A 20,475-nucleotide genomic window follows, 5' to 3' on the forward strand; every position below is an offset into this window, starting at 1 on the left:
AAAGATGGCAAAAAAAGAAAAAGATAAAGTAGAGGAAATCAAGGATAAAGATGCCAAAGCCCAAGCCCTGAAGCTTGCCTTGGAGCGCTTAGAGAAATCCTTCGGTAAGGGGACTGTAATGCGCCTTGGGGACAAAGTAGCTGAAAAGGTAGAGGTTATCCCTTCTGGCTCCTTAGGGTTGGATATTGCCTTGGGGGTAGGAGGTTATCCTCGTGGTAGGGTGATTGAGATCTTCGGTCAGGAATCCTCTGGTAAGACCACCCTAACCCTACATGCGATTGCTGAGGCTCAAAAACAAGGAGGTTCTGCTGCTTTCATAGATGCAGAGCATGCCTTTGACCCTTATTATGCTAAAAAAATAGGAATCGATATAGACAACCTAATCGTCTCCCAGCCAGACAATGGAGAACAAGCGCTTGAGATTGTCGATGGCTTGGTACGATCCGGTGCAGTGGATATTATCGTAGTGGACTCTGTGGCTGCCCTTACTCCTAAGTCTGAAATAGATGGGGAAATGGGAGATTCCAAAATGGGAGTACATGCCCGACTGATGTCTCAGGCACTGCGCAAGATCACTGGTAGTATCAGCAAAGCCAATTGCGTGGTAATGTTCATCAACCAGCTTCGAGACAAGATAGGTGTTACTTTCGGAAATCCTGAAACAACCACTGGAGGAAACGCACTGAAATTCTACTCGTCCGTACGTGTAGATGTACGCCGACAAGCTGCTCCACTGAAGAACAAAGACGGGGAGGCTTATGGTAATCTTACCCGAATCAAAGTGGTGAAAAATAAAGTAGCCCCTCCTTTCCAGAAAACAGAATTTGAAATTATCTACGGAGAGGGTATCTCCAAGGTTTCTGAAATCGTAGATTGGGGTACCGAATTTGACATCCTCTCCAAGAGTGGTGCTTGGTATAGTTACCAAGGAACACGCCTTGCCAATGGTCGCGATGCGATGAAGGCTTTACTTCTTGACAATCCTGAAATGGCCGAAGAGATTGAAAACAAAATCAAAGAGGCTGTCAAGGAAGGAAAAGTAGTAGTCAAGAAAAAAACCAAAAGCAGCAGTAGCAAATCCAAAGGAAAATCCAATGAGGATGACGATGATAATTATGACGAACCTGAGGATGATGACAACTATCCAGATGAAGAAGACGACGATTAATAACAAAAAACCGCTCCCAAAAAGAGCGGTTTTTTCTATTTATATAATATGGCATCAGAAGAGATGGAAGGTAGCGCGAGCAAAGACATAGCGTCCATTGAGCCCAAACTGAGAAGTGGCTCGTGAATAGACAAACTGGTCATTATTGTTATTAACCTTGACATTTTTCTCAGGATAAAGGTCAAAGAGGTTGTTCACCCCAAGGGTAAAAGAGGTCTTTGGAGTAAAGTTATACGCTATGGAAAGATCAGTGATTATTTTTCCACGGATCACTTGGTGTCCCCGCTCATCGAATACAAAATCTCCTACTTGGTCAGCAGTTCGGATGATATCTGGTCCAGTGGCCTTGCCATAATAAGTATTGCGCAAGTAGCCATTCCATTTTCCTATGGTAAGATTGTGAGAAAGAGTAGCTTTGAAGCGAGGGATTACCTCTTCCAGAAGTACTCGAGAGCGCTCGGAGAAGAATTTTTCTTCAAGTCCTGCAGCCTTAATAGCTCTTGGGGTATGTATTTCTCCTACTTTTTTAGTTTGGGTAAGGTTAAAAGCAAAATCATTGGTCAGGGAGAACTTATCGTTTTGTAGCGAATGGCTCAGTACTACATCTATTCCTTTGGTTTCTACATCTACCGCATTGGCAAAGAACTGTACGGTATTGACATTGGCCAAATCAAATATTTGTTTGAGTTCATTCTCAGCAGTAGTATTCCCTGCAGGACGAGAAAAAGCTTCAGTAAGGATAATACGGTCATCCACACGGATAAAGTAAGCATCGGCACTGAGAGAGAGACCTGCCTTAGGCACTTTCAAGGCGAAACCTGCACTAACCGACTTGGATTTTTCTTCGCGAAGCTTATCTATTCCAAAGAGTTCTGCTGCACGAGAGATATTGTTAAAAGTACCTGTTTCCTGTAATACTCCATTGATCTGTAAGGTATTGATATTGGTATAATACAACTGATGAATAGAAGGAGCACGGAAGCCAGTAGAGGCAGCCCCGCGGAGATTCACATTCGGAAAGAGTTTTACACGTGTAGCGAGCTTATAGTTAAAGGTATTTCCAAAGTCTGAATAATGTTCATAACGCACTGCAGCATTAGCCAATAACCATTTGGTAATATCTGTTTCGAATTCTCCATACCCTGCCACTACATTACGTGTTTTGGTAAGAGCACTTTCTTTCCTAAATCCAGGGAGCACTTGTGCGCCTCCAGGGAGTGCGTTCCCAAAAAAGTCAGTTGTCTTTTGGCTGCTTGGTGCTCCCAATGGGAGTACTCCGCCATGTATATCATAGGTAGCATAGGAGAGTTCCTCGCCTGCCACTGTACTATAAGCCTCATGACGCTGCTCCAATCCAAAAGAAATATTAGCCTTTTCAAAGAGCTCAAGAGGGCGAGAGAAGTCTAAGTTGATCGTATTCTGCAGGAAGCGTAACTTACCAGCATCGAAGGAGTCCGGAGAGGCAAAGCGTAAGCTGGTATTGCCTGTATTCTTAATGGTGTAGGCGAACTCATTGCGACCAAAGGTATTACTCAAGTCGATATGCCACTTCCCTACTTCTCCACGTATCCCTGCCGAGATAGAGGAATCCTGTATGTCGGTAGTTATCTTAGGCAAATATCCATTGGGATGTAAGCCTGTGAAAGTACGAGCTTGGTTAGGACGACGGAAGAAGCCTCCTGCTTCTCCATAGCGATAACTCTGCCCTCCGAAAGCATACAGTTCCCAGTGCTTAGAGAAAGGAATCACTGCATTGATAAAGAACTGAGTCCCCAAGAGACTGGATTGGCCTACATGCATATTGAAATCTTTGCGGCCCAAGCCTCGGTAAGCGAGTTCCTGCTCGGTAAAGTCCTTCTTGAGAAGCGGCTGCAAGGCTGCTATAGAGGTAGCACCCTGTATCTGAGAGAGATAGCTGCTATCAAAATAATCTACCTCCTGAACATAACCTTTGATAAGCCCTAATAGGCGAGAGTCTGCATCTACATTGATATTGCTAAAGTACCCCGATAAGTTGTCATTGTGCTCAAGAGCACGCAGTTCTATAGCATTGTAAGCGTTGAAAATATCTCCATCAAAAGTACCTGCACGATGAGTTGTGTTACGAAACTGAGCAGAGAAAGTTAGGTTGAGGAATCCCCCCTTCTTGCCCAATTCGGTACCGTAATTAATATCCAGCTGACCTTGTCCGCCATCAAAGTCACCCCTATGGTCATTAGCCTTAGGTGTAAGGTGACCTCCATAACTTACCTGAGCGGAAAGCCCTTTTTCTTTTTTGAGTTCTAAGTTCATCACCCCTGCGATGGCATCCGATCCATACTGAGCAGAAGCTCCATCACGCAATACCTCTATACGAGAGAGCGCAAAGGAAGGAATCGTATTCAGATCGGTTCCTACAGTGCCTCGCCCTGGAGTCCCATTGACATTGATAAAGGCAGAAGTATGTCGGCGCTTTCCGTTGAGAAGTACCAAAGTTTGGTCAGGCCCCAACCCACGCAACTGAGCTGGGTCAAGGTGATCCGAACCATCGGACACCACTTGAGTAGTGGAGGTAAAAGAGGGTGCTATACTATTGAGTATCTGGTTAATATTCGCCTGTGGCTGTGTCTTGCTTGTTTTGGTCACATCGAAGACATCCACCGGTACAGGGCTGTCAATCTTAGTGCGTCCTCCTGCACGAGAGCCCACTACCAAGAGTTCAGGAAGTTCCTCGGCTTCACTCTCCAAGGAGACTAAGAGTTGTTTGTGCTTGCCTACCTTGACTTCCTTCGTCTTAAATCCTATATAGGAAAAGACAAGAGTTTCTTCGGGAGAGACTCTGAGGGTAAACTCTCCTTTCTCATTGGTCGTAGCCCCTCTGCTGGGACTATCCTTTACCAAGATGGTAACTCCCAAGAGAGGCTCCTTTTGATCATCAGTAACTTTCCCTTTGAGGGTCTGCGCTCCTGCCACTGTGGCGAGGAGAAAAAAAGCAAGGCTTAAAAGCTGTTGTCGAATTTTTGTTCTCATTCGGTCTAATAATTTAGGGTTATAAGTTTAAAAAGAAAAAAGAAAGCAACGATACTACATCATTGCTTTCTTTTTAGAATATCTATACTATGGACAAAAGAAATTATGATGTCTTACTAAGGGTAAGCCATTGAGCAACACATCATGTTATTTCTTCGAATAATACTCATTCTTAATTATTAATTTTCAATTGTTAATCCTTTTCCACCGTTCATTGTTCACGATTTCAGGCGCAAAGGTAGTAAAAATTTTTTAATTACAAAACAAAAATAAATATTTTTTTATTATTTTTATTTTATATAGTTTAAAAGCCTACTGCCACATCATCTCCACGAGGATCAGCACCTCCTTCTAAGCTACCATCTTTCTCTACCAAAATAGCATCTACACGACCAATAATTACAAAGTTTTCTTCCTTAGGCACATAGCCTTTAGCCTTCAGCTTACTGATGACCATAGGGTCAAAACCTTTGGGCTCGAACATGACATCGTCCGGTAACCATTGGTGGTGAAAGCGAGGCTTGCTTACTGACTCCTGCATAGTCATACCATACTCAAAGACATTGAGCATACACTGGAGTACAGAAGTAATAATGGTAGAGCCCCCTGGGGTACCTATAACCATACGGAGCTTCCCATTTTCCTCTACTATAGTAGGCGACATAGAGCTAAGCATTCGTTTGTTGGGTGCAATAGCATTCTTTTCAGACCCCACTAATCCGTAGGTATTTGGCTCCCCTGGCTTGATACTGAAATCATCCATTTGATTATTGAGGAAAAAACCAGCTCCTTTTACATATACCTTGGAACCATAATTGGTGTTAAGAGTAGTGGTTACAGCTACCGCATTGCCCTCGCTGTCGACGATGGAGTAGTGAGTGGTCTCATCACTCTCATAACCGACCACCTTACCATGAGCTATCTCACTGGACTTGCTAGCCTTATCCCAAGAGAAGGTACTCATACGCTGTTTTAGATAGTCAGGAGAAAGTAGTGTCTGGGTAGGTACCTTTACAAAATCAGGATCCCCCAAAAAGTAAGCCCTATCGGCATAAGCACGTCGCTCAGCCTCTACTAAGAGCTGTACATATTTTTCCCCATTGTGAGGGTATTGCCCAATCTTGTAAGGCTCTATCGATTTGATTATCTGAGCGATACAGAGCCCCCCACTGGAAGGGAGTGGCATAGAGGAAATGGTATAATTCTTATAATTGAATGTAATAGGAGTACGCCACTGAGAGTGATAGTTCTTCAAGTCTTCAAGAGAGAGAATCCCCCCTAATTCTTGGACATAGCTTACGATACGCTTGGCAGTTTCTCCCTCGTAAAATTCAGCGCGACCATTGTCTCGAATACGTTCTAAGGTCTGTGCTAGTTCCTCATACTTAAAACACTCACCTGCCTTCCATCCATTCTCAAAAGGAGTGACATAATTATTGGCTTTTTTTATTTGTTCTACATTTTTCCCCATGTAGAAATCCGCCTGTAAGGGAGTGATGACCACCCCATTGCGAGCTAAATCGATAGCTGGTTGTATGAGCTCTGCCATAGGGAGTTTTCCGAACTTCTTGTGTACTTCAAAGAGTGCATCTATCGTACCAGGCACCCCTATCGCAAGCGCCCCAAGGGTACTTTTACCAGGAATCACCTTGCCATTGGCATCCAAGTACATATCACGATGTGCTTTGTTAGGTGCTTTTTCTCGATAGTCCAAAGCGCCTTTTTCTCCATTAGCCAAACGGTATACCATAAAGCCTCCCCCGCCTATATTCCCAGCATTGGGGTAAGCCACTGCCAAGGCTAATTCTGTAGCGACCATTGCATCAAAGGCATTACCTCCTTTTTTAAGGATTGCAAGCCCTATCTCGGAGGCTTCCCTCTTGGCACTCACGACCATAGCATGCTTGGCCAATACCCCTTTTTTCTGTCCTGTGGCTACTTTCCCAGTAGTGCATGCACTCACTAATAAGAAAAGAAGTGCTCCAAAAAATGAAAAGATTCTTTTTACAATCATAATATTTTTGCTTTATTTCAATTCAATGGCAAATATAGTTATTTTTTTGAAATAAAAAAGGGCTTTGTAAAAAAACTTCTCTTCTTCCCTATGAAGCTGTTTAAACTTTTCCTTATAATAAAGTAAAAGCTCCCAAGAATTAGTAATTTTGTGTTTGAGAAAAAAGAATACCAAAATTCAGGAGCTTTGGACAAAGATACAATAAATCATTGGATTATTTCCTTTTTAAGTGTAGAAAAAAGATTTAGTTTCAATAATGGAGCGCAATTAGCTTTTACTTTCCTACCCTATATGTTTTTTTTCCTATTCTCAACAATTGATATTGCAAATGCTTATGGCTATAAAGTCTCATTGATCCAAAAACTTCTATAGTTTCAGTGTCATTTTTAAAGTAATAGGTAGGTAGTGCACTGAGTTCTTCTTGAGATTTAACAGTTTCAAAACGTGTTTTTAGATGATAGGTAAGAAAAGGTTTTATAATATGGTAATATAAAATGGTGGTATATCCATAGTTATCTTGGTAAGTTTGTACATATTGAGGGTGAATATAAGTGCGTTTTAGGCTCCTTTCTTGTATAGGAAAACGTTTTTCGTCGAATAGTTCAGGGTAATTGTACTGAGTTTTCAATGTTTCTTTACCAAGATCGGTGTAGAAATACTGCCATTTGTCATCTTTTAGGAAGAAAACTTTGCTCTTTTCCCTCTTTACTATTTTAAAGCAAGTGGCTTTAGTTTTTACATTGTTTTCAAAATAAGTTTGTTGTTCCTCTTTTGTCCAATTTTTAGAGGCTTCTACAAAGGTCATAGGCAAGAAATCTTCATCATCATTTAAGAAGAACGAACTATAGGTATTATTAGCAATATTGATTATATAATCATCTACAATATAAGCTACTTTTCTATGATCATCATCAGTGGGTACTTCTATTGATTGCTGATATCCTAAGGTATCGAATTTTACAATATAGGAGGACATACGATCATCTTGAACCATAACCACTTCATTTAGGTGATTGAGAAAACAACTAGTGAGATCTTCTGATTCATTAGTAGGAACTTCGTGAATACAATGTCCTTTCTCTTGGGCACAAACCGATACTTCATAGTCTAAATCTTCATAGTTTTGGTAAGTTATAGGTAAGTTTTTTTCAGAACTCAGTTTAGAGAAAGAAACGTTCAATTCTTTCATTATCCAAGCAAAGAAAGCGATGGAACAACCTATTGCTCCTAAGGACAATATTATCTGCTTGTAGTAGATAGCATAGAACAGCCATATCCCTAAAATCAAAGGAATAGGGAAAAAAAGAAGCCACACTTCTGAGTATAAGCTTGTGGAAAACTCATTGACAAGAAAGATAAAAAAAGCAGCAAAGAAAATGCCAACGAGTAGTGCCGGTAAAAAGAGGAATTCTTTCATAAAATTTCAATTTTCAGAGACAAAAATAAGAAAAACAGGTAATTTATCAAACAAAAAATTACTTTTTAATACTTGAATTTAGGTTCTTTTTGGCTAATAAAAGCAATTGATTTTCCTGCTTCACTTTCGGAAATACAGTTATCTGATAGATGTTCTGAAAATATTGAACAAAGTCCCTATTCCGCTGTGCTTGGGATTTGTTTTTTACAATTGTATTGAAGAGAATTACCCCATTAGAGTTCAGAAGTTTATTCAACTGTAGGAAAAAGGGAGGAGCAAAGAGGAAAGAGGGCATCTGGTCATCTTGGAATATATCCACGATGATCGAATCATATCTCTCTGAGGTATTTTTCACATACTCCTGTGCATCTTGGATAAATAATTGTAGATTTTTCACCTTATCCAAATCAAAGAATTGTTTGCCTATAGCAATTACTTCTGGGTCGATCTCTACCCCATGTATTTCTCCATCAAATGCTATTTCCTTTACCAAGGTTTCCACTACACTCCCTGCGGCAATGCCTAAGATCAGTATCTTTTTTTGCTTTTTTATAGCGCTAAAGCCTATTTGCTCAAGCCCAAAGCGCAATACCTGCTGGAGCCTTCCATAAGAATAGTCGGTATTAGGCGAATTGAGTAGCTTTTTCCCATTAAGAAGGGTTACTGAAAGGGTTCCACTGACCGTGGAGGTTCTTTGGTGGAGAGATAAAGGAAAAATATAACTAAGGATACGCCTGAACATTGGTTTTCTTCTATGGGATGTCTAAATATTTATGCATTTGTAAGGAGATTTTCCATTGAGGATTTTCCATGACATAGTCCACTATGAGAGGTACCATTCGCTCCCTTCGGCTCCACTCAGGCTGCAAATAGCGGATACAGTCAGGCTGTGTAAGGGCAGACATTTCTTCTGCGAAGAGAAAATCATGATGGTTGTAGATAATCATTTTCAACTCACTTGCCCGCTGATGGACTTCAGGCAAGGGGCGTTTGTTTTTCTTAGGAGACAGACATATCCAGTCCCATACTCCTGTAAGAGGGTGAGCTCCAGAGGTTTCTATATGGGTACGCGCCCCCTTACTCTTGAGTAATTCTGTAAGGGGTTGTAGGTTGTACATAAGGGGTTCTCCTCCTGTAATGATGATCGTTTTGGAATGTGCCAATGCCCTCTGAGCAATCTCTTCAATAGGTACTCGTGGGTGTACTGAGGCATCCCAACTCTCCTTGACATCACACCAATGGCAGCCTACATCACAGCCCGCTAAGCGAATAAAATAAGCTGCGGTACCTCTGTAAAATCCTTCCCCCTGTATGGTGTAAAAATCCTCCATAAGGGGTAATATTGTTCCATCCATAGTTCTTTTTAGGTAAAGTCGCACAAAGGCAAGTAATAGAATCACAATTTGCCCAATATATTGGGCAAATTGTGATTCTTCTCTGTTATTGAGCTAATTGCGATTCGTTCCCTATTGTTCTTGTTGTACTCGACGTGAGTAATCCATAGATACGGCAGAGCGTTCGAACTTGAGTTTCCCAGAAAGGGTCTCTACAACCACTGTAGTATCAGTAAGCTCTACGATTCTTCCATGCAGACCACTCTTCATGATAACCTTGTCTCCCTTCTTGAGCGCTCCATAGAATTTTTTTTCTTGTCGCTGTCTTCTCATAGAAGGAAAAATCATAAAGACACACATGATCACCACCATGATAATAAGAAAGGTGAAGTTGCCTCCTCCTGCTTGAGGAGCTGCTTGTAGTACTATATTCATATAAATTGCGTTTTTACGGTTTTACATTCGCATTGATAGTGAGGGTTTCTGTTCCCTGTTCGGTATTGGTCGTAAGGGTTACCGTCTTGGTAATATTTCCATTACCAGAGCCATTGTAGACTACCTTAATAGCTCCTGTCGCCCCTGGTGCGATGGCTTCCTTAGGATACTCTGGTACGGTACATCCACAGCTACTGGAGGCATTGGTGATTACCAAGGGTACCTTCCCTGTGTTCTTAAAATTAAAAAGGGTTTGTACTTCCACCCCTTGCTTTATTTCCCCAAAGTCATGAGTGGTTTCCTCAAACTTTATCTGAGGAAATTGATTAGCTTTTTCAGCCAACTCCTGAGCCTCTTTGAGGTTGTTTTGATTGATCTTTCCAGCAGCATCTGTGCCCTTATCTGCACAAGAAGCCAAGAAAGCCATTCCTGCTAAAACAAATATTTTTTTCATAAAACAGTTTTTATAATAATTATTGGCTAACGACTGATTTTTAATAATTTACATATTTTTTTCTAAGCACTAACCATAGGAGTACTATATTTTTTTATCAAAGTGCAAAGGTAGTAAAAAATATTGATCACTATAACAGTCCTCTTCCTATTTTCTTAAGTTTCCCTTCTTGTTGGAAATCCTTAGAAAGGGTATCAAGGATTCCATTGACAAAGACACTGCTCTTAGGGGTAGAATATTCCTTGGCAATCTCCACATATTCATTGAGTGTAACCTTGACAGGAATGCTGGGGAACTTAAGGAACTCTGCAATTCCCATCTTTATCATAATTGCATCCAATTCGGCGATACGATCGGCATCCCACTTAGGAGTCTTCTCTACCAAATACTTATGGAAGGCCTCATCGTTAAGCACAGCCTTTCTTAGAAGCTCAATGGCAAAGTCCTTGTCGGACTTATCCTTGAACAAAGGAGGTAGAAAATCAGCTACTCCTCCCTCCGATAATCCCTTAAGAATCTTTACAATGAGGGTATTGATAATAGGGAAATCATCATCCCAAGTAATCTCCCTATCCGATAAGAAGTCAAAAAGTTCCTCATTGGGGGCAATCACCTCCATATATAAGTCAATAAGTAGTTGCTTATCTGCTTGGAAACTTCTCTCAAGAGTGCTATGGCGACGATACACTTGGCTCTCGACAATCTTGTTATAGAGGATATTTACATATTCATTATAGGTATGCCAAGAGAGTTTTTTTTCTGCTTCGATAGCCTCCTTCAGGGGCTCATTGGTTGTAATAAGTTGTAGCGCTTTGTTCTCACAGAAGAGAGTGTGTGAGAGATTTTCATCACGGATGAATTTGCTTTTGGAGAGGGCATGCATCTGTGAAGAGCGTTCCTGTAGTGCACCCCATAAGCCCATAAGGGAGATGTACAAACTATACATATTATCCATACTTGAGAGTAGGAAGGATTCCCCTCTTTGCAAGTTATGATTTTCCTCCTTGTGCAGTGCATAGATCGCCTGCATCACCTTTACACGGATGTGCCTACGTGTGAGCATAAAGAACTTTAATTAATTGCGATTTTAGCGGCAAAAGTACATATTTTATTTTATATACCCTTTGTTTTTCCTATTTTTATTTTTAAACAATTTATATATACCTTATTTACAGTGTTTTATAAAACAAAAATCTTCATATCCACCAATCGAAAAAGTTATCAACAATTCAATGTTGATAAAATAAGTCTTTTGTTTATAAGTCTTTAGCTCTTTCTTACTTTTTTCTCTTGCATAACCCTATTGAATAACCTAATTTTGCCGATATTTTCTAACCATGACACAAAACGAAATAGACCATATCCTACAACATATTAGTGAAGGGAATAAGCTCTTGGCAGTAAAAGAGCTGATGGACAAAGCTCAGATAAGCCTGAAAGATTCAGCAGAGATTATCAACCTAATTACTGAGGGGAAGGAAAGCGATCTGAATGTCTGCCTACAACGGATCAAAGGAGGAGGTTCTCTAGAGCAGCCTTCCTCTCATATAGCTGAGGGGGCATACATTTCACAGAGCAAAATAAAAGAAATACAAGAGTTTGTCCACCAAGGGTACAAGCTTGCAGCGGTCAAGGCTCTGAAGGACGCTTCTGGAGTAGACCTAAAACAGGCCAAAGATATTATTGACGACCTTGATTTAGACAACACTATAGATCTCAACGCTCGTATTGCATCGGCCAAGAGTCATTACTCGGAGAACTATGAAAGGATTAGCGCTACCTCAGATGCCAATGGTTCTAATGTACATTTCTACTATCAGAAGGGCAATGTCAAGGAAGAGGTAACTCCAGGTCACCCCATGTGGGAACGTGTAAAAGCCCAGTACAGCCATGAGTGGAAGGGAGCGCCTGAGGACATCGTCAAAGCCAGAGAACCTTTCCGAAAGGCCGTCCTTGAGATGGAAGCACAGGCAGGAGTCTCTGGTGGGAAAAGAGAAGATACCCTCTTTATTAAGAAAAAATCTTTCAATATTTTTGAGGGCATCAAATGGTACTTTATCCTTGCTTTAGCAGCATGTATTATATATATGATATGGTCAATCTTTAATAAAGCCTGACCATGAACTATAGACAATTGATAATTAACAATTAAAAAAGATGGGAATTTTTGACAAAAGAGAGAATTACAAGCCTTTTGAGTATCCTGAAGTAATGAAATTCGTGGATATGATGCACCAAACATTCTGGGTGCATTCGGAAGTAGAATTTACCGCTGATATACAGGATTTTAAGTCCAATCTCAGCTTAGTAGAAAAAGAAGCTGTAAAGCGTGCACTCTTAGGTATTGCACAAGTAGAAGTAGCCGTAAAAACATTCTGGGGTGACCTCTATGATGTGTTTCCTAAGCCTGAGTTCAATGGACTGGGAGCCACCTTTGCCGAATGTGAGTTCCGCCACTCTGAGGCTTATTCACGCTTATTGGAGGTATTGGGCTACAACAATGAGTTCGAAGCACTCTTGGAAGTACCTATTTTCAAAGAAAGAAATACCATACTGAAAGAATACTTAGCCAAGAATCGTGAAAATGCGATGGAGCGTATCCTCTTCTTTACCTTAATTATAGAGAACGCTTCCCTATTCAGTCAGTTTGCCACTATTCTTTCCTTTACCCGCTTCAAGGGGTATATGAAGAATGTAGCCAATATCATCGCTTGGACTTCCGTAGATGAGCAAGTACATGCCAATGCCGGTATCTATATCCTTAAGACTATTTTTGACGAAAATCCAGAATTTCGTACTAAGGCAAAGAAAGAAGCTACTGAGTTTATCCGCGAGTACATTCTTTTGGAAGACAAAATGTTAGACTGGATATTCGAAGAAGGAGAATTAGAGTTCTTCTCCAAGAAGGATTTGGCTAACTATATGCGTTACCGCTTGGACGATGCCCTCACCCAGTTAGACTTAGGAAAGCCTTTCGGTATTACAGCCGAAGAAGCAAAACCTATGCTTTGGTTCGAGGAGGAGGTTTTTGTCAATGAATTAGACGACTTTTTCGCCAAACGACCTACTGCCTATACCAAGCACGACAAGAGTATCACCGCCAACGATTTATTCTAACACTGACCCAAACAAAATCTAATCTTTTACCAAACCATGAATCTAACCAAAGAAATCAATCAGGAAATCCACCTTATCGACACGGATTATTTCACCTTAGGAGAATACATCTATATGGCTATGGGACTGGTCAAGAAGCATCGTGTATGTATAGCCGTAGCCTACAAGATAGATTATTGTATCAAGAAAGCACTCCAGTTTGCTGAAGTAGACCCCGCGATAACCTTCACTCATATCAACAAAGTAAAGGTAGGGGAAACCGAAGCCCAAAAGCGATTCGAGTGGAAATCCTAAGAAGACAAATTTTTCTTGCAAAAAAGTTTGGCTATTTATAAAAAAAGTCTTACTTTTGCGCCCAAAATTGAATTAATTAAAAGCAACCGAATTATGTATGCAATTGTAGAGATAGCAGGGCAACAATTCAAAGTTAGCAAAGACCAAAAGATATTTGTTCACCGCTTGGACGAGAGTGAAGGAAGCGAAGTAATCTTCGACAAAGTACTTCTGATAGACCAAAATGGAGCAATTACCCTTGGCGCCCCCGCTATAGATGGTGCTTCTGTGCAAGCCAAAGTATTACGCCATGTAAAAGGAGACAAAGTGCTCGTTTTCAAAAAGAAAAGACGTAAAGGATACAAAGTAAAAAATGGTCACCGCCAGTTTTTCACTGAAATCTCTGTAGAAGAAATCCTTGCTACTGGAGGAAAAAAGGCTCCTGCAAAAGAAAGCAAACCTAAAAAATCTCAAAAAGATGACCTTACTAAGGTAGAAGGTATTGGTCCTAAAGCTGCTGAAGCTTTGGCAAAAGCTGGAGTAGATACTTTTGAGAAATTGTCTAAAAAATCTGTAGAAGAGATTCGTACCATTTTGGTAGAGGCAAGCAAAACCTTAGCACACCTTGATCCTCAGACCTGGGCTCAACAAGCACGCCTCGCTGCTGATGGCAAATGGGATGAGCTTAAAAAATGGCAAGACGAACTCAACGGAGGTATTGTAAAATAATGTATAACCGCTTGAATATCAAGTAAATAAATTAAAATAATATGGCTCACAAGAAAGGTGTCGGTAGTTCTAAGAACGGTAGAGAATCTCACTCTAAACGACTTGGCGTAAAGATATATGGTGGTCAGCTTGCTATAGCTGGTAACATCATCGTTCGCCAAAGAGGAACAGTACATGTAGCTGGAGAAAATGTATATATGGGTAAAGACCATACACTACATGCAGCTATTAGCGGAATTGTAAAGTTCCAAAAGAAAAAAGATAACAAATCTTATGTTTCTATCCAACCATTGGCAGAGGCATAAGAAGGAATATAACTCTTTTTTTAACTTCTAAGCAGTAAGATTTATCTCTTACTGCTTTTTTTATTGACAAAAAAAACGTACATTTGTAGCACTAAAATTCTATAAAAGATGAAAAGAATAAGTTTCCTCTTAGCATTGTGTTTGCCACTGATTGGCTTTTGCCAAAAACAAACCATTGCCACCGACAAAGCCACCTACGATGGGAGCTTGTGGGCTAAGCGCTTGAACTACCTCCAATGGGTACAAGGCACTGATAACTATATGTATTACAAGGACAACAACCTTGCGATCTTTGACTCAAAAGGCACCCAAGTAGGAGGGATCGACCTTCAGAAGCTCTCCCAGACCTACTCCCTAAAGGGTAACCCTACCATCTCCTATATAGATGCTAACCAAGTAGTCATTGAGGAAGGGAATAAGTTTCACATTTATGACTATGTCATAGAAAAACCACTCTTCACCATTACCCTGCCTGAGAATGCTCAGAATGCAGAGTACAATCACACCCAGAGAGCTGTTGCCTATACTCTAGACAACAATTTGTTCTTGGCTACTGCTGAAGAACCTCGCTTCCCTATTGCTGTCTTCAAGGACGAAAACATTATCTCCGGACAGTTCATCCACCGCAATGAGTTCGGTATTCAGAAAGGTATCTTCTGGTCTCCTAACGGAAACTATATAGCTTTCTATCAGAAAGATGTAAGCCAAGTAACTGATTATCCTCTGGTAGATATCAATACCACCCCTGCCTCTGTCAAAAGTATAAAGTATCCTATGGCAGGAGGAAAGAATGAAATCGCTAAAGTGGGGGTATTCGATGTAGCTAAAAAGACTACTTCCTATCTAAAGATAGACAATCACGATGCCCATTACCTAACCAACTTGGCTTGGACTCCTGATGAGAAACAAATCCTCTTAGCGGAAGTAAATCGTGGACAGAATCACTGCGACCTAAATACTTATAACCGTGAGACAGGAGAGAAAAATCAAACTCTTTGGAAAGAAAGCAATTCCAAATGGGTAGAGCCAGAAACTGCCGCTATTTTTATCCCTAACCATCCTAACGAATTTATCTGGCTTAGTGAAAAAGATGGATTCATGAACCTATATGTATGTGCGACCAACTCTACCAAATCACGCCAACTCACTTCTTTCAAGTGGGTGGTAGAAGAAGTCTTAGGTTTCGATGCTAAGGGAGAAAATGTATTTATAAAAGGAACTGGCGAAGACCCTCGTGAGAGACACCTCTATAGTGTAAATATTCGAAAAGGAACTGTCAAAAAACTCACTACCAAAGCAGGAGCTCACTCAGGATTGCTCAGTGATGGAGGACGTTACTTATTGGATATCCACAGTGCGGTAACTACCCCATACAATGTCTCCCTGATAGATATCAACAAAAATACTTCTAAGACCTTCTATGAAGCTCCTAATCCTAATGATAAGTATGATCTGGGAACTATAGAGTTTCTCACTCTAAAAGCCGATGATGGCACCCCTCTCTATGCCAAGATGGTAAAACCACGTGACTTCGACCCTAATAAGAAATATCCTGTATTGGTGTATGTGTATGGAGGTCCTCATGCACAGTTAGTGATCAATCAGTGGAATGCAGCTACTTACCCTTGGATGCTTGCTATGGCTCAAAATCAGCAATATATCATCTTCACTTTGGACAATCGTGGCTCTGAAAATCGCGGATTCGCTTTTGAAAGTGTCATCCACCGCAACCTGGCTACCTACGCTATGAAAGACCAAATGGTAGGAGTAGAATACTTAAAATCACTTCCTTATATCAATAGCAAGCGTATGGCTGTATATGGTTGGAGCTTTGGAGGATTCCTTACTTCTTCGCTTATGTATCGTCACCCTGGCACCTTCACCACTGCTGTAGCTGGGGGAGCTGTAATCGACTGGAAATTCTATGAAGTTATGTATGGCGAACGCTACATGGACACTCCTGAAGAAAATCCAGAAGGTTACCAAGACAACCTTGTGACCAACTATATCAAGAACCTACAGGGCAATATCCTCTATATCCATGGGTATATAGACCCTATTGTGGTACCTCAACACATGCTTACCATCTCTCAAGCAGCAATCAAGGAAGGCAAGGTAATCCATGCCATGCTATACCCTAACCAAGAGCACAACGTGCGAGGAGGGGAATCTATCCACTTGACAAAAACTATCTTGGATTTCATTCTTAAAAACAATGTAGAAAATCCAGTAAATGCCGCAAACTAATTTTCTTCATAATTCAAACCTTTACTTTATTTAAATGACAAATGGCAAATAACCGATGAATATCGGTTATTTGCCATTTGTCATTTCTTCTTTGGGGATAGAAGAGTTATCAGAACGCTTGCTTGAGATCCTTTTGTAGATCTTCTATATCCTCCAATCCTACAGAGAGGCGAATCAGATCCGGAGTCACTCCAGTGAGCGCCTGTGCCTCCTGACTAAGTTGCTGATGGGTAGTACTGGCAGGATGTATGATTAGCGACTTGGTATCGCCCAAATTGGCCAAGAGAGAAAATATTTTTACATTATTCACCGTTTTCTTAGCCGCTTCGAACCCTCCCTTAAGACCGAAAGTCACCAAACCACTCTGACCTCCTTGCAAGTATTTATCAGCCAACGCTTTGTAAGGACTATCAGCCAATCCGGGGTAATTTACCCAAGCCACTTCAGGTTGTACTTTGAGCCACTGAGCCAGTACCAAAGCATTTTCGCTATGCTTCTTTACACGAATAGAAAGTGTTTCTAAGCTCTGCAAGATCTGAAAAGCATTGAAGGGACTCAGTGAAGTACCTAAGTCACGCAAGCCTTCTATACGCACCTTAGCAATGAAAGCCAAATTACCTAAGGCTTCATGTAGTACCAATCCGTGATACCCTGCAGAAGGCTCGGTAAATTCAGGAAACTTACCACTACTCCAATCGAAGTTACCTCCATCAATAATTGCTCCTGCGAGAGAAGTACCATTGCCTCCTATATATTTGGTAAGAGAATGTACCACTATATTAGCTCCATACTTGATCGGATTGAGCAATACTGGAGTAGCAACCGTATTGTCTACTATCAAGGGAATTCGGTGTTTTTGAGCCACCTTGGCAATCTCTTCTATATCCAATACATCCAGCTTAGGATTTCCCAGAGTCTCTATAAAAATAACACGGGTATTGTCCTTTACTGCCTTGTCAAAGTTGGACACTTCCTTAGGATCTACAAAAGTAGTGGTAATCCCAAGACGAGGGAGTGTTACATTAAGTAGGTTATAAGTACCTCCATAGAGACTATTGGACGATACGATATGCTCTCCTGTACGCAAGAGGGTTAAGAAAGTGGTCGTTAGAGCCGCTGCTCCAGAGGAGGTAACCACTGCTCCTACCCCACCTTCGACAGCTGCCAAACGCTGTTCTAAGACATCGTTGGTAGGATTATTAAGTCTTGTATAGATATATCCAGGAACGGAAAGATTGAATCTTCCTGCAGCATCATCTGCATTTTCAAATACATAAGAGGAAGTTTGATAGATAGGCACCGCCTGAGCTCCTTGGTGAGCCTGTGGATCATACCCTGCATGGAGGGCGTTAGTAGACTGTTTAAATGTACTCATGTTTTTCTGTTTTAAAATATAGTTATATATTTTTATTTTCTAAATAGGTCGCAAAGGTAGAAAATATTTTTAATATATACAATATCAAAAAGAAATTTTTATTTATAGAAATTAAAAAAGGCTATTCTTTTGAAGAATAGCCTTTGATAATTTATAAAAAAGAACTTAGTCTAAAACTGATATCCTACCCCAGCTAATACACTGATGGTGGCAGCAGGCATAATACCTCCCCAAGCACTATGGCGAGTGGTAAAGTACTTACGATTTAGAAGATTCAACGCATTGAGGTTCACATTCCATTTCTTTATACTGTAGTTCGCTGTTGCATTGAGCAAGAAGAACCTAGGAATAGCTCCGACATTGCCATTAGCTGAACCTGCTTCTGTATTTTTGGTATCGGAGAACTGAGTACTTACAAAGTTGCCATAGCCATTGAGCGTAAGCACACCTCCTGCACATTCGAGTTGATACTTAGCACCGGCGGTAGCTGTATAGCGAGGGGCATAAGGTACACGATTTCCCTTGTACATACCATATTCTATGGTTGCTTTTTGGATAGCTCCACTTCCATAGAGTTTCAATCCTTCTATAGGATAGATAGCTCCACTGACCTCTATTCCTTGGTGTAGTGCCTTACCTCCGTTGTTAAGCACTCCTCCTTCACGGAATATTTTGTGATCAAAATCCAGAATATAAGCAGCCAATTCTACTTCTAACCAATCGGTAGGAGTGGTACGCAACCCCAACTCATAGTTATTGGATGTTTCTGCGTCCAAGTCACCATTGGTTTCAAAGGCTATACGTATCTGAGGCATTTTATATCCCTTAGAATAAGTAAGATAAGCACGGTAATTTTCAGAAAACTTATAGAAGAGACCCAAAGAGTAGATGAAAGCATCCTCATTGGTATTATCCCACTGATTGCGGAAGTAATCCTCTTTGTCGTAATTGACAAAGGTGTAGCGCAATCCAGGGTTGATGTTAAACTTATCAGTGATATGGAATTCGTCAAATACATAGCCTTCTACTACAGCAACCGTATTGGCTGAGTTAGCTGTTGTTTTCCCTGATTTTTCGCCCATCTTATCACCTGCCACAGATACTTCATGGGTGATATCGGTATGCAAGCGAATACCCGCTAAGAGTTTGTTCTCCTTACCAAAGAGTGTATTGGTACGCTCATAGTCGGAGAAGAGTCCCACCGAAGGAATATCTCGTAAAGCGGACGTAAATTTGCGCTTTGTAGCATCAGCATTGCGGTTGTCGAGCCACCAATCACGCTTGAGGTAACTTCCGTAGAGGGAGGTAGTAAGCGAATTATCTTCATCAAAAGTACGTTTGTAGGAGATAGCTGTACTAAAGCGTCTAGCCTCGAAGAAATCATGAGGATTCACCGATTGCTCAGGATCAGCATCCCATTGTGCCTGACTGAGCCCCCCTGGAGTGTCAGAATACTCAGTAAATCCATTGACAAAAAAGCGCCATTCGTTTCTCTCCCCTACTTTCACCGTAGCATTGCCTGTAAAATCGTTTACTGCATAGCGACTACGTGATTTCCTAAAACCATCTCCTTGGCGACGATGGAAACCTGCATAGTAGTTCATGGCTCCTTCATTGGTATTTCCTACTGTTTCCACTCCTATATTGAGCGCATTATGATTTCCATACTGGAGATTAAGACCTGTATAAGGCTGAGCGGCACCTTTTTTGGTGATAATATTGACTACCCCACCTATACTACCACTTCCATAGAGAGCTGGAGAAGCCCCTTTGATTACCTCTATACTCTCAATAGCCCCCACAGGCATCATATAGTATCCCCCCATGTCAGAGTAACTCTGTCCAATAGGAATCTTCCCATCGATAACTACCAACGTATTGCTATTACGAGCAGGGTCTATTCCTCTAAGCCCTATCCCAGGTCTGAGACCTCGTCCGTCCTCATCTATATAATTGACCCCAGGCATAAAGCGAACAGCATCTCCTACGGCAGGAATAGCCAATTCTTTAATCTGTGTAGCAGAAACGACATTTACAGTACCTGCAAAGTCCTTGATTTGTCGCTTAATCCCCGTGGAAGTAACTGTTACCTCAGGTAGTTCCTCTTGAGAGACTTTCATCTGTACATTGAGCACGGTACGTCCCTGTAGTGCAATCTCTTGGGTGTGAAAGCCTAAAGACTTGAATACGAGCACGGCATTCTCATCCACACGTAGGGTGTAATACCCATCCTTATCCGTAGCGACACCTCGTTGAGAGCCTTTTACAAGCACATTCACCCCAAGAAGTGGATTCCCTTGGGCATCGACTACACGCCCTTCTACTTGGATTTCCTTCTGTTGTCCCATAATACTATAAGAGGGAACCTTATCTGCGGCATTAGCCTGAGGAATAGTCAAAGCTACCATTGTTGTAAGAAGTAGCTTAGCTATCATTTGTGTTTTCTTTTTCATAAAGAACACTTTTAATATAACTAAAAACGGCGCAAAAATAATTATTTCCTTTGAATCTATATTTTTATTTAGATTTATTTTAAGATAAATTTTATCCTAAACCAATGAAAAAGCCTTTCTCTTAATAAAATAAGATCCTTACACC

17 protein-coding genes are annotated in these 20,475 nt (G+C 41.0%); 7 read left to right on the forward strand and 10 right to left on the reverse strand.

What is annotated here, in order from left to right; translation table 11 throughout:
• Positions 1-4 precede the first annotated feature (4 nt).
• On the forward strand, positions 5-1,168 hold the full coding sequence (gene recA, locus CAPGI0001_RS08150) for a recombinase RecA (RefSeq protein ID WP_002668710.1): 1,164 nt from the start codon (positions 5-7) through the stop codon (positions 1,166-1,168).
• A gap of 54 nt (positions 1,169-1,222) precedes the next feature.
• Here the strand turns inward: recA and CAPGI0001_RS08155 are convergent, their stop codons facing one another.
• From CAPGI0001_RS08155 to CAPGI0001_RS08190, 8 genes are all read right to left on the reverse strand, one after another.
• A complete protein-coding gene (locus tag CAPGI0001_RS08155; protein WP_002668701.1) occupies positions 1,223-4,177 on the reverse strand; it encodes a TonB-dependent receptor in 2,955 nt (984 codons plus the stop codon).
• A gap of 304 nt (positions 4,178-4,481) precedes the next feature.
• A complete protein-coding gene (gene ggt, locus CAPGI0001_RS08160; protein ID WP_002668658.1) occupies positions 4,482-6,191 on the reverse strand; it encodes a gamma-glutamyltransferase in 1,710 nt (569 codons plus the stop codon).
• A gap of 274 nt (positions 6,192-6,465) precedes the next feature.
• The gene (locus CAPGI0001_RS08165) at positions 6,466-7,608 is read right to left on the reverse strand and encodes a hypothetical protein (protein ID WP_002668785.1); all 1,143 of its coding nucleotides are present in this window, start codon (positions 7,606-7,608) and stop codon (positions 6,466-6,468) included.
• A 58-nt stretch (positions 7,609-7,666) separates the two neighbouring features.
• The gene (locus CAPGI0001_RS08170) at positions 7,667-8,350 is read right to left on the reverse strand and encodes a spermidine synthase (protein ID WP_002668787.1); all 684 of its coding nucleotides are present in this window, start codon (positions 8,348-8,350) and stop codon (positions 7,667-7,669) included.
• Positions 8,351-8,360: 10 nt separating this feature from the next.
• On the reverse strand, positions 8,361-8,963 hold the full coding sequence (locus tag CAPGI0001_RS08175; protein ID WP_002668638.1) for a 7-carboxy-7-deazaguanine synthase QueE: 603 nt from the start codon (positions 8,961-8,963) through the stop codon (positions 8,361-8,363).
• A 111-nt stretch (positions 8,964-9,074) separates the two neighbouring features.
• Positions 9,075-9,377, reverse strand: a complete 303-nt coding sequence (yajC, locus tag CAPGI0001_RS08180) for a preprotein translocase subunit YajC (RefSeq protein ID WP_002668770.1) — start codon at positions 9,375-9,377, stop codon at positions 9,075-9,077.
• A gap of 13 nt (positions 9,378-9,390) precedes the next feature.
• A complete protein-coding gene (locus tag CAPGI0001_RS08185; protein WP_002668671.1) occupies positions 9,391-9,831 on the reverse strand; it encodes a DUF1573 domain-containing protein in 441 nt (146 codons plus the stop codon).
• A gap of 130 nt (positions 9,832-9,961) precedes the next feature.
• Complete coding sequence (locus tag CAPGI0001_RS08190) at positions 9,962-10,894, reverse strand: transcription antitermination protein NusB (protein WP_002668789.1); 933 nt, start codon at positions 10,892-10,894, stop codon at positions 9,962-9,964.
• A gap of 274 nt (positions 10,895-11,168) precedes the next feature.
• Here CAPGI0001_RS08190 and CAPGI0001_RS08195 point away from each other — a divergent pair, with 274 nt between their 5' ends.
• The 6 genes from CAPGI0001_RS08195 (at position 11,169) to CAPGI0001_RS08220 (ending at position 16,502) form a co-directional block, all read left to right on the forward strand.
• Positions 11,169-11,948, forward strand: a complete 780-nt coding sequence (locus tag CAPGI0001_RS08195) for a hypothetical protein (RefSeq protein ID WP_002668636.1) — start codon at positions 11,169-11,171, stop codon at positions 11,946-11,948.
• A gap of 40 nt (positions 11,949-11,988) precedes the next feature.
• Positions 11,989-12,948, forward strand: coding sequence for a ribonucleotide-diphosphate reductase subunit beta (locus tag CAPGI0001_RS08200; RefSeq protein ID WP_002668643.1), 960 nt, complete (start codon positions 11,989-11,991; stop codon positions 12,946-12,948).
• A 36-nt stretch (positions 12,949-12,984) separates the two neighbouring features.
• Positions 12,985-13,242: a hypothetical protein gene (locus CAPGI0001_RS08205; protein WP_002668667.1), complete on the forward strand. Its 258-nt coding sequence runs from the start codon at positions 12,985-12,987 to the stop codon at positions 13,240-13,242.
• A gap of 93 nt (positions 13,243-13,335) precedes the next feature.
• Positions 13,336-13,950, forward strand: coding sequence for a 50S ribosomal protein L21 (gene rplU, locus CAPGI0001_RS08210; protein ID WP_002668652.1), 615 nt, complete (start codon positions 13,336-13,338; stop codon positions 13,948-13,950).
• A 41-nt stretch (positions 13,951-13,991) separates the two neighbouring features.
• Positions 13,992-14,255: a 50S ribosomal protein L27 gene (rpmA, locus tag CAPGI0001_RS08215; RefSeq protein ID WP_002668700.1), complete on the forward strand. Its 264-nt coding sequence runs from the start codon at positions 13,992-13,994 to the stop codon at positions 14,253-14,255.
• Positions 14,256-14,363: 108 nt separating this feature from the next.
• Positions 14,364-16,502: a S9 family peptidase gene (locus tag CAPGI0001_RS08220; protein ID WP_002668628.1), complete on the forward strand. Its 2,139-nt coding sequence runs from the start codon at positions 14,364-14,366 to the stop codon at positions 16,500-16,502.
• Between the two features lie 109 nt (positions 16,503-16,611).
• On the opposite strand, the gene CAPGI0001_RS08225 is transcribed toward CAPGI0001_RS08220, so the two are convergent.
• Together CAPGI0001_RS08225 and CAPGI0001_RS08230 are read right to left on the reverse strand one after the other, a co-directional pair.
• Positions 16,612-17,877, reverse strand: coding sequence for an O-acetylhomoserine aminocarboxypropyltransferase/cysteine synthase family protein (locus CAPGI0001_RS08225; protein ID WP_002668680.1), 1,266 nt, complete (start codon positions 17,875-17,877; stop codon positions 16,612-16,614).
• Positions 17,878-18,047: 170 nt separating this feature from the next.
• A complete protein-coding gene (locus CAPGI0001_RS08230; protein WP_002668632.1) occupies positions 18,048-20,330 on the reverse strand; it encodes a TonB-dependent receptor in 2,283 nt (760 codons plus the stop codon).
• Positions 20,331-20,475: the final 145 nt, after the last annotated feature.

It is taken from the genome of Capnocytophaga gingivalis ATCC 33624 (assembly GCF_000174755.1).
In the GTDB taxonomy this organism is placed as follows: Bacteria; Bacteroidota; Bacteroidia; order Flavobacteriales; family Flavobacteriaceae; genus Capnocytophaga; species Capnocytophaga gingivalis.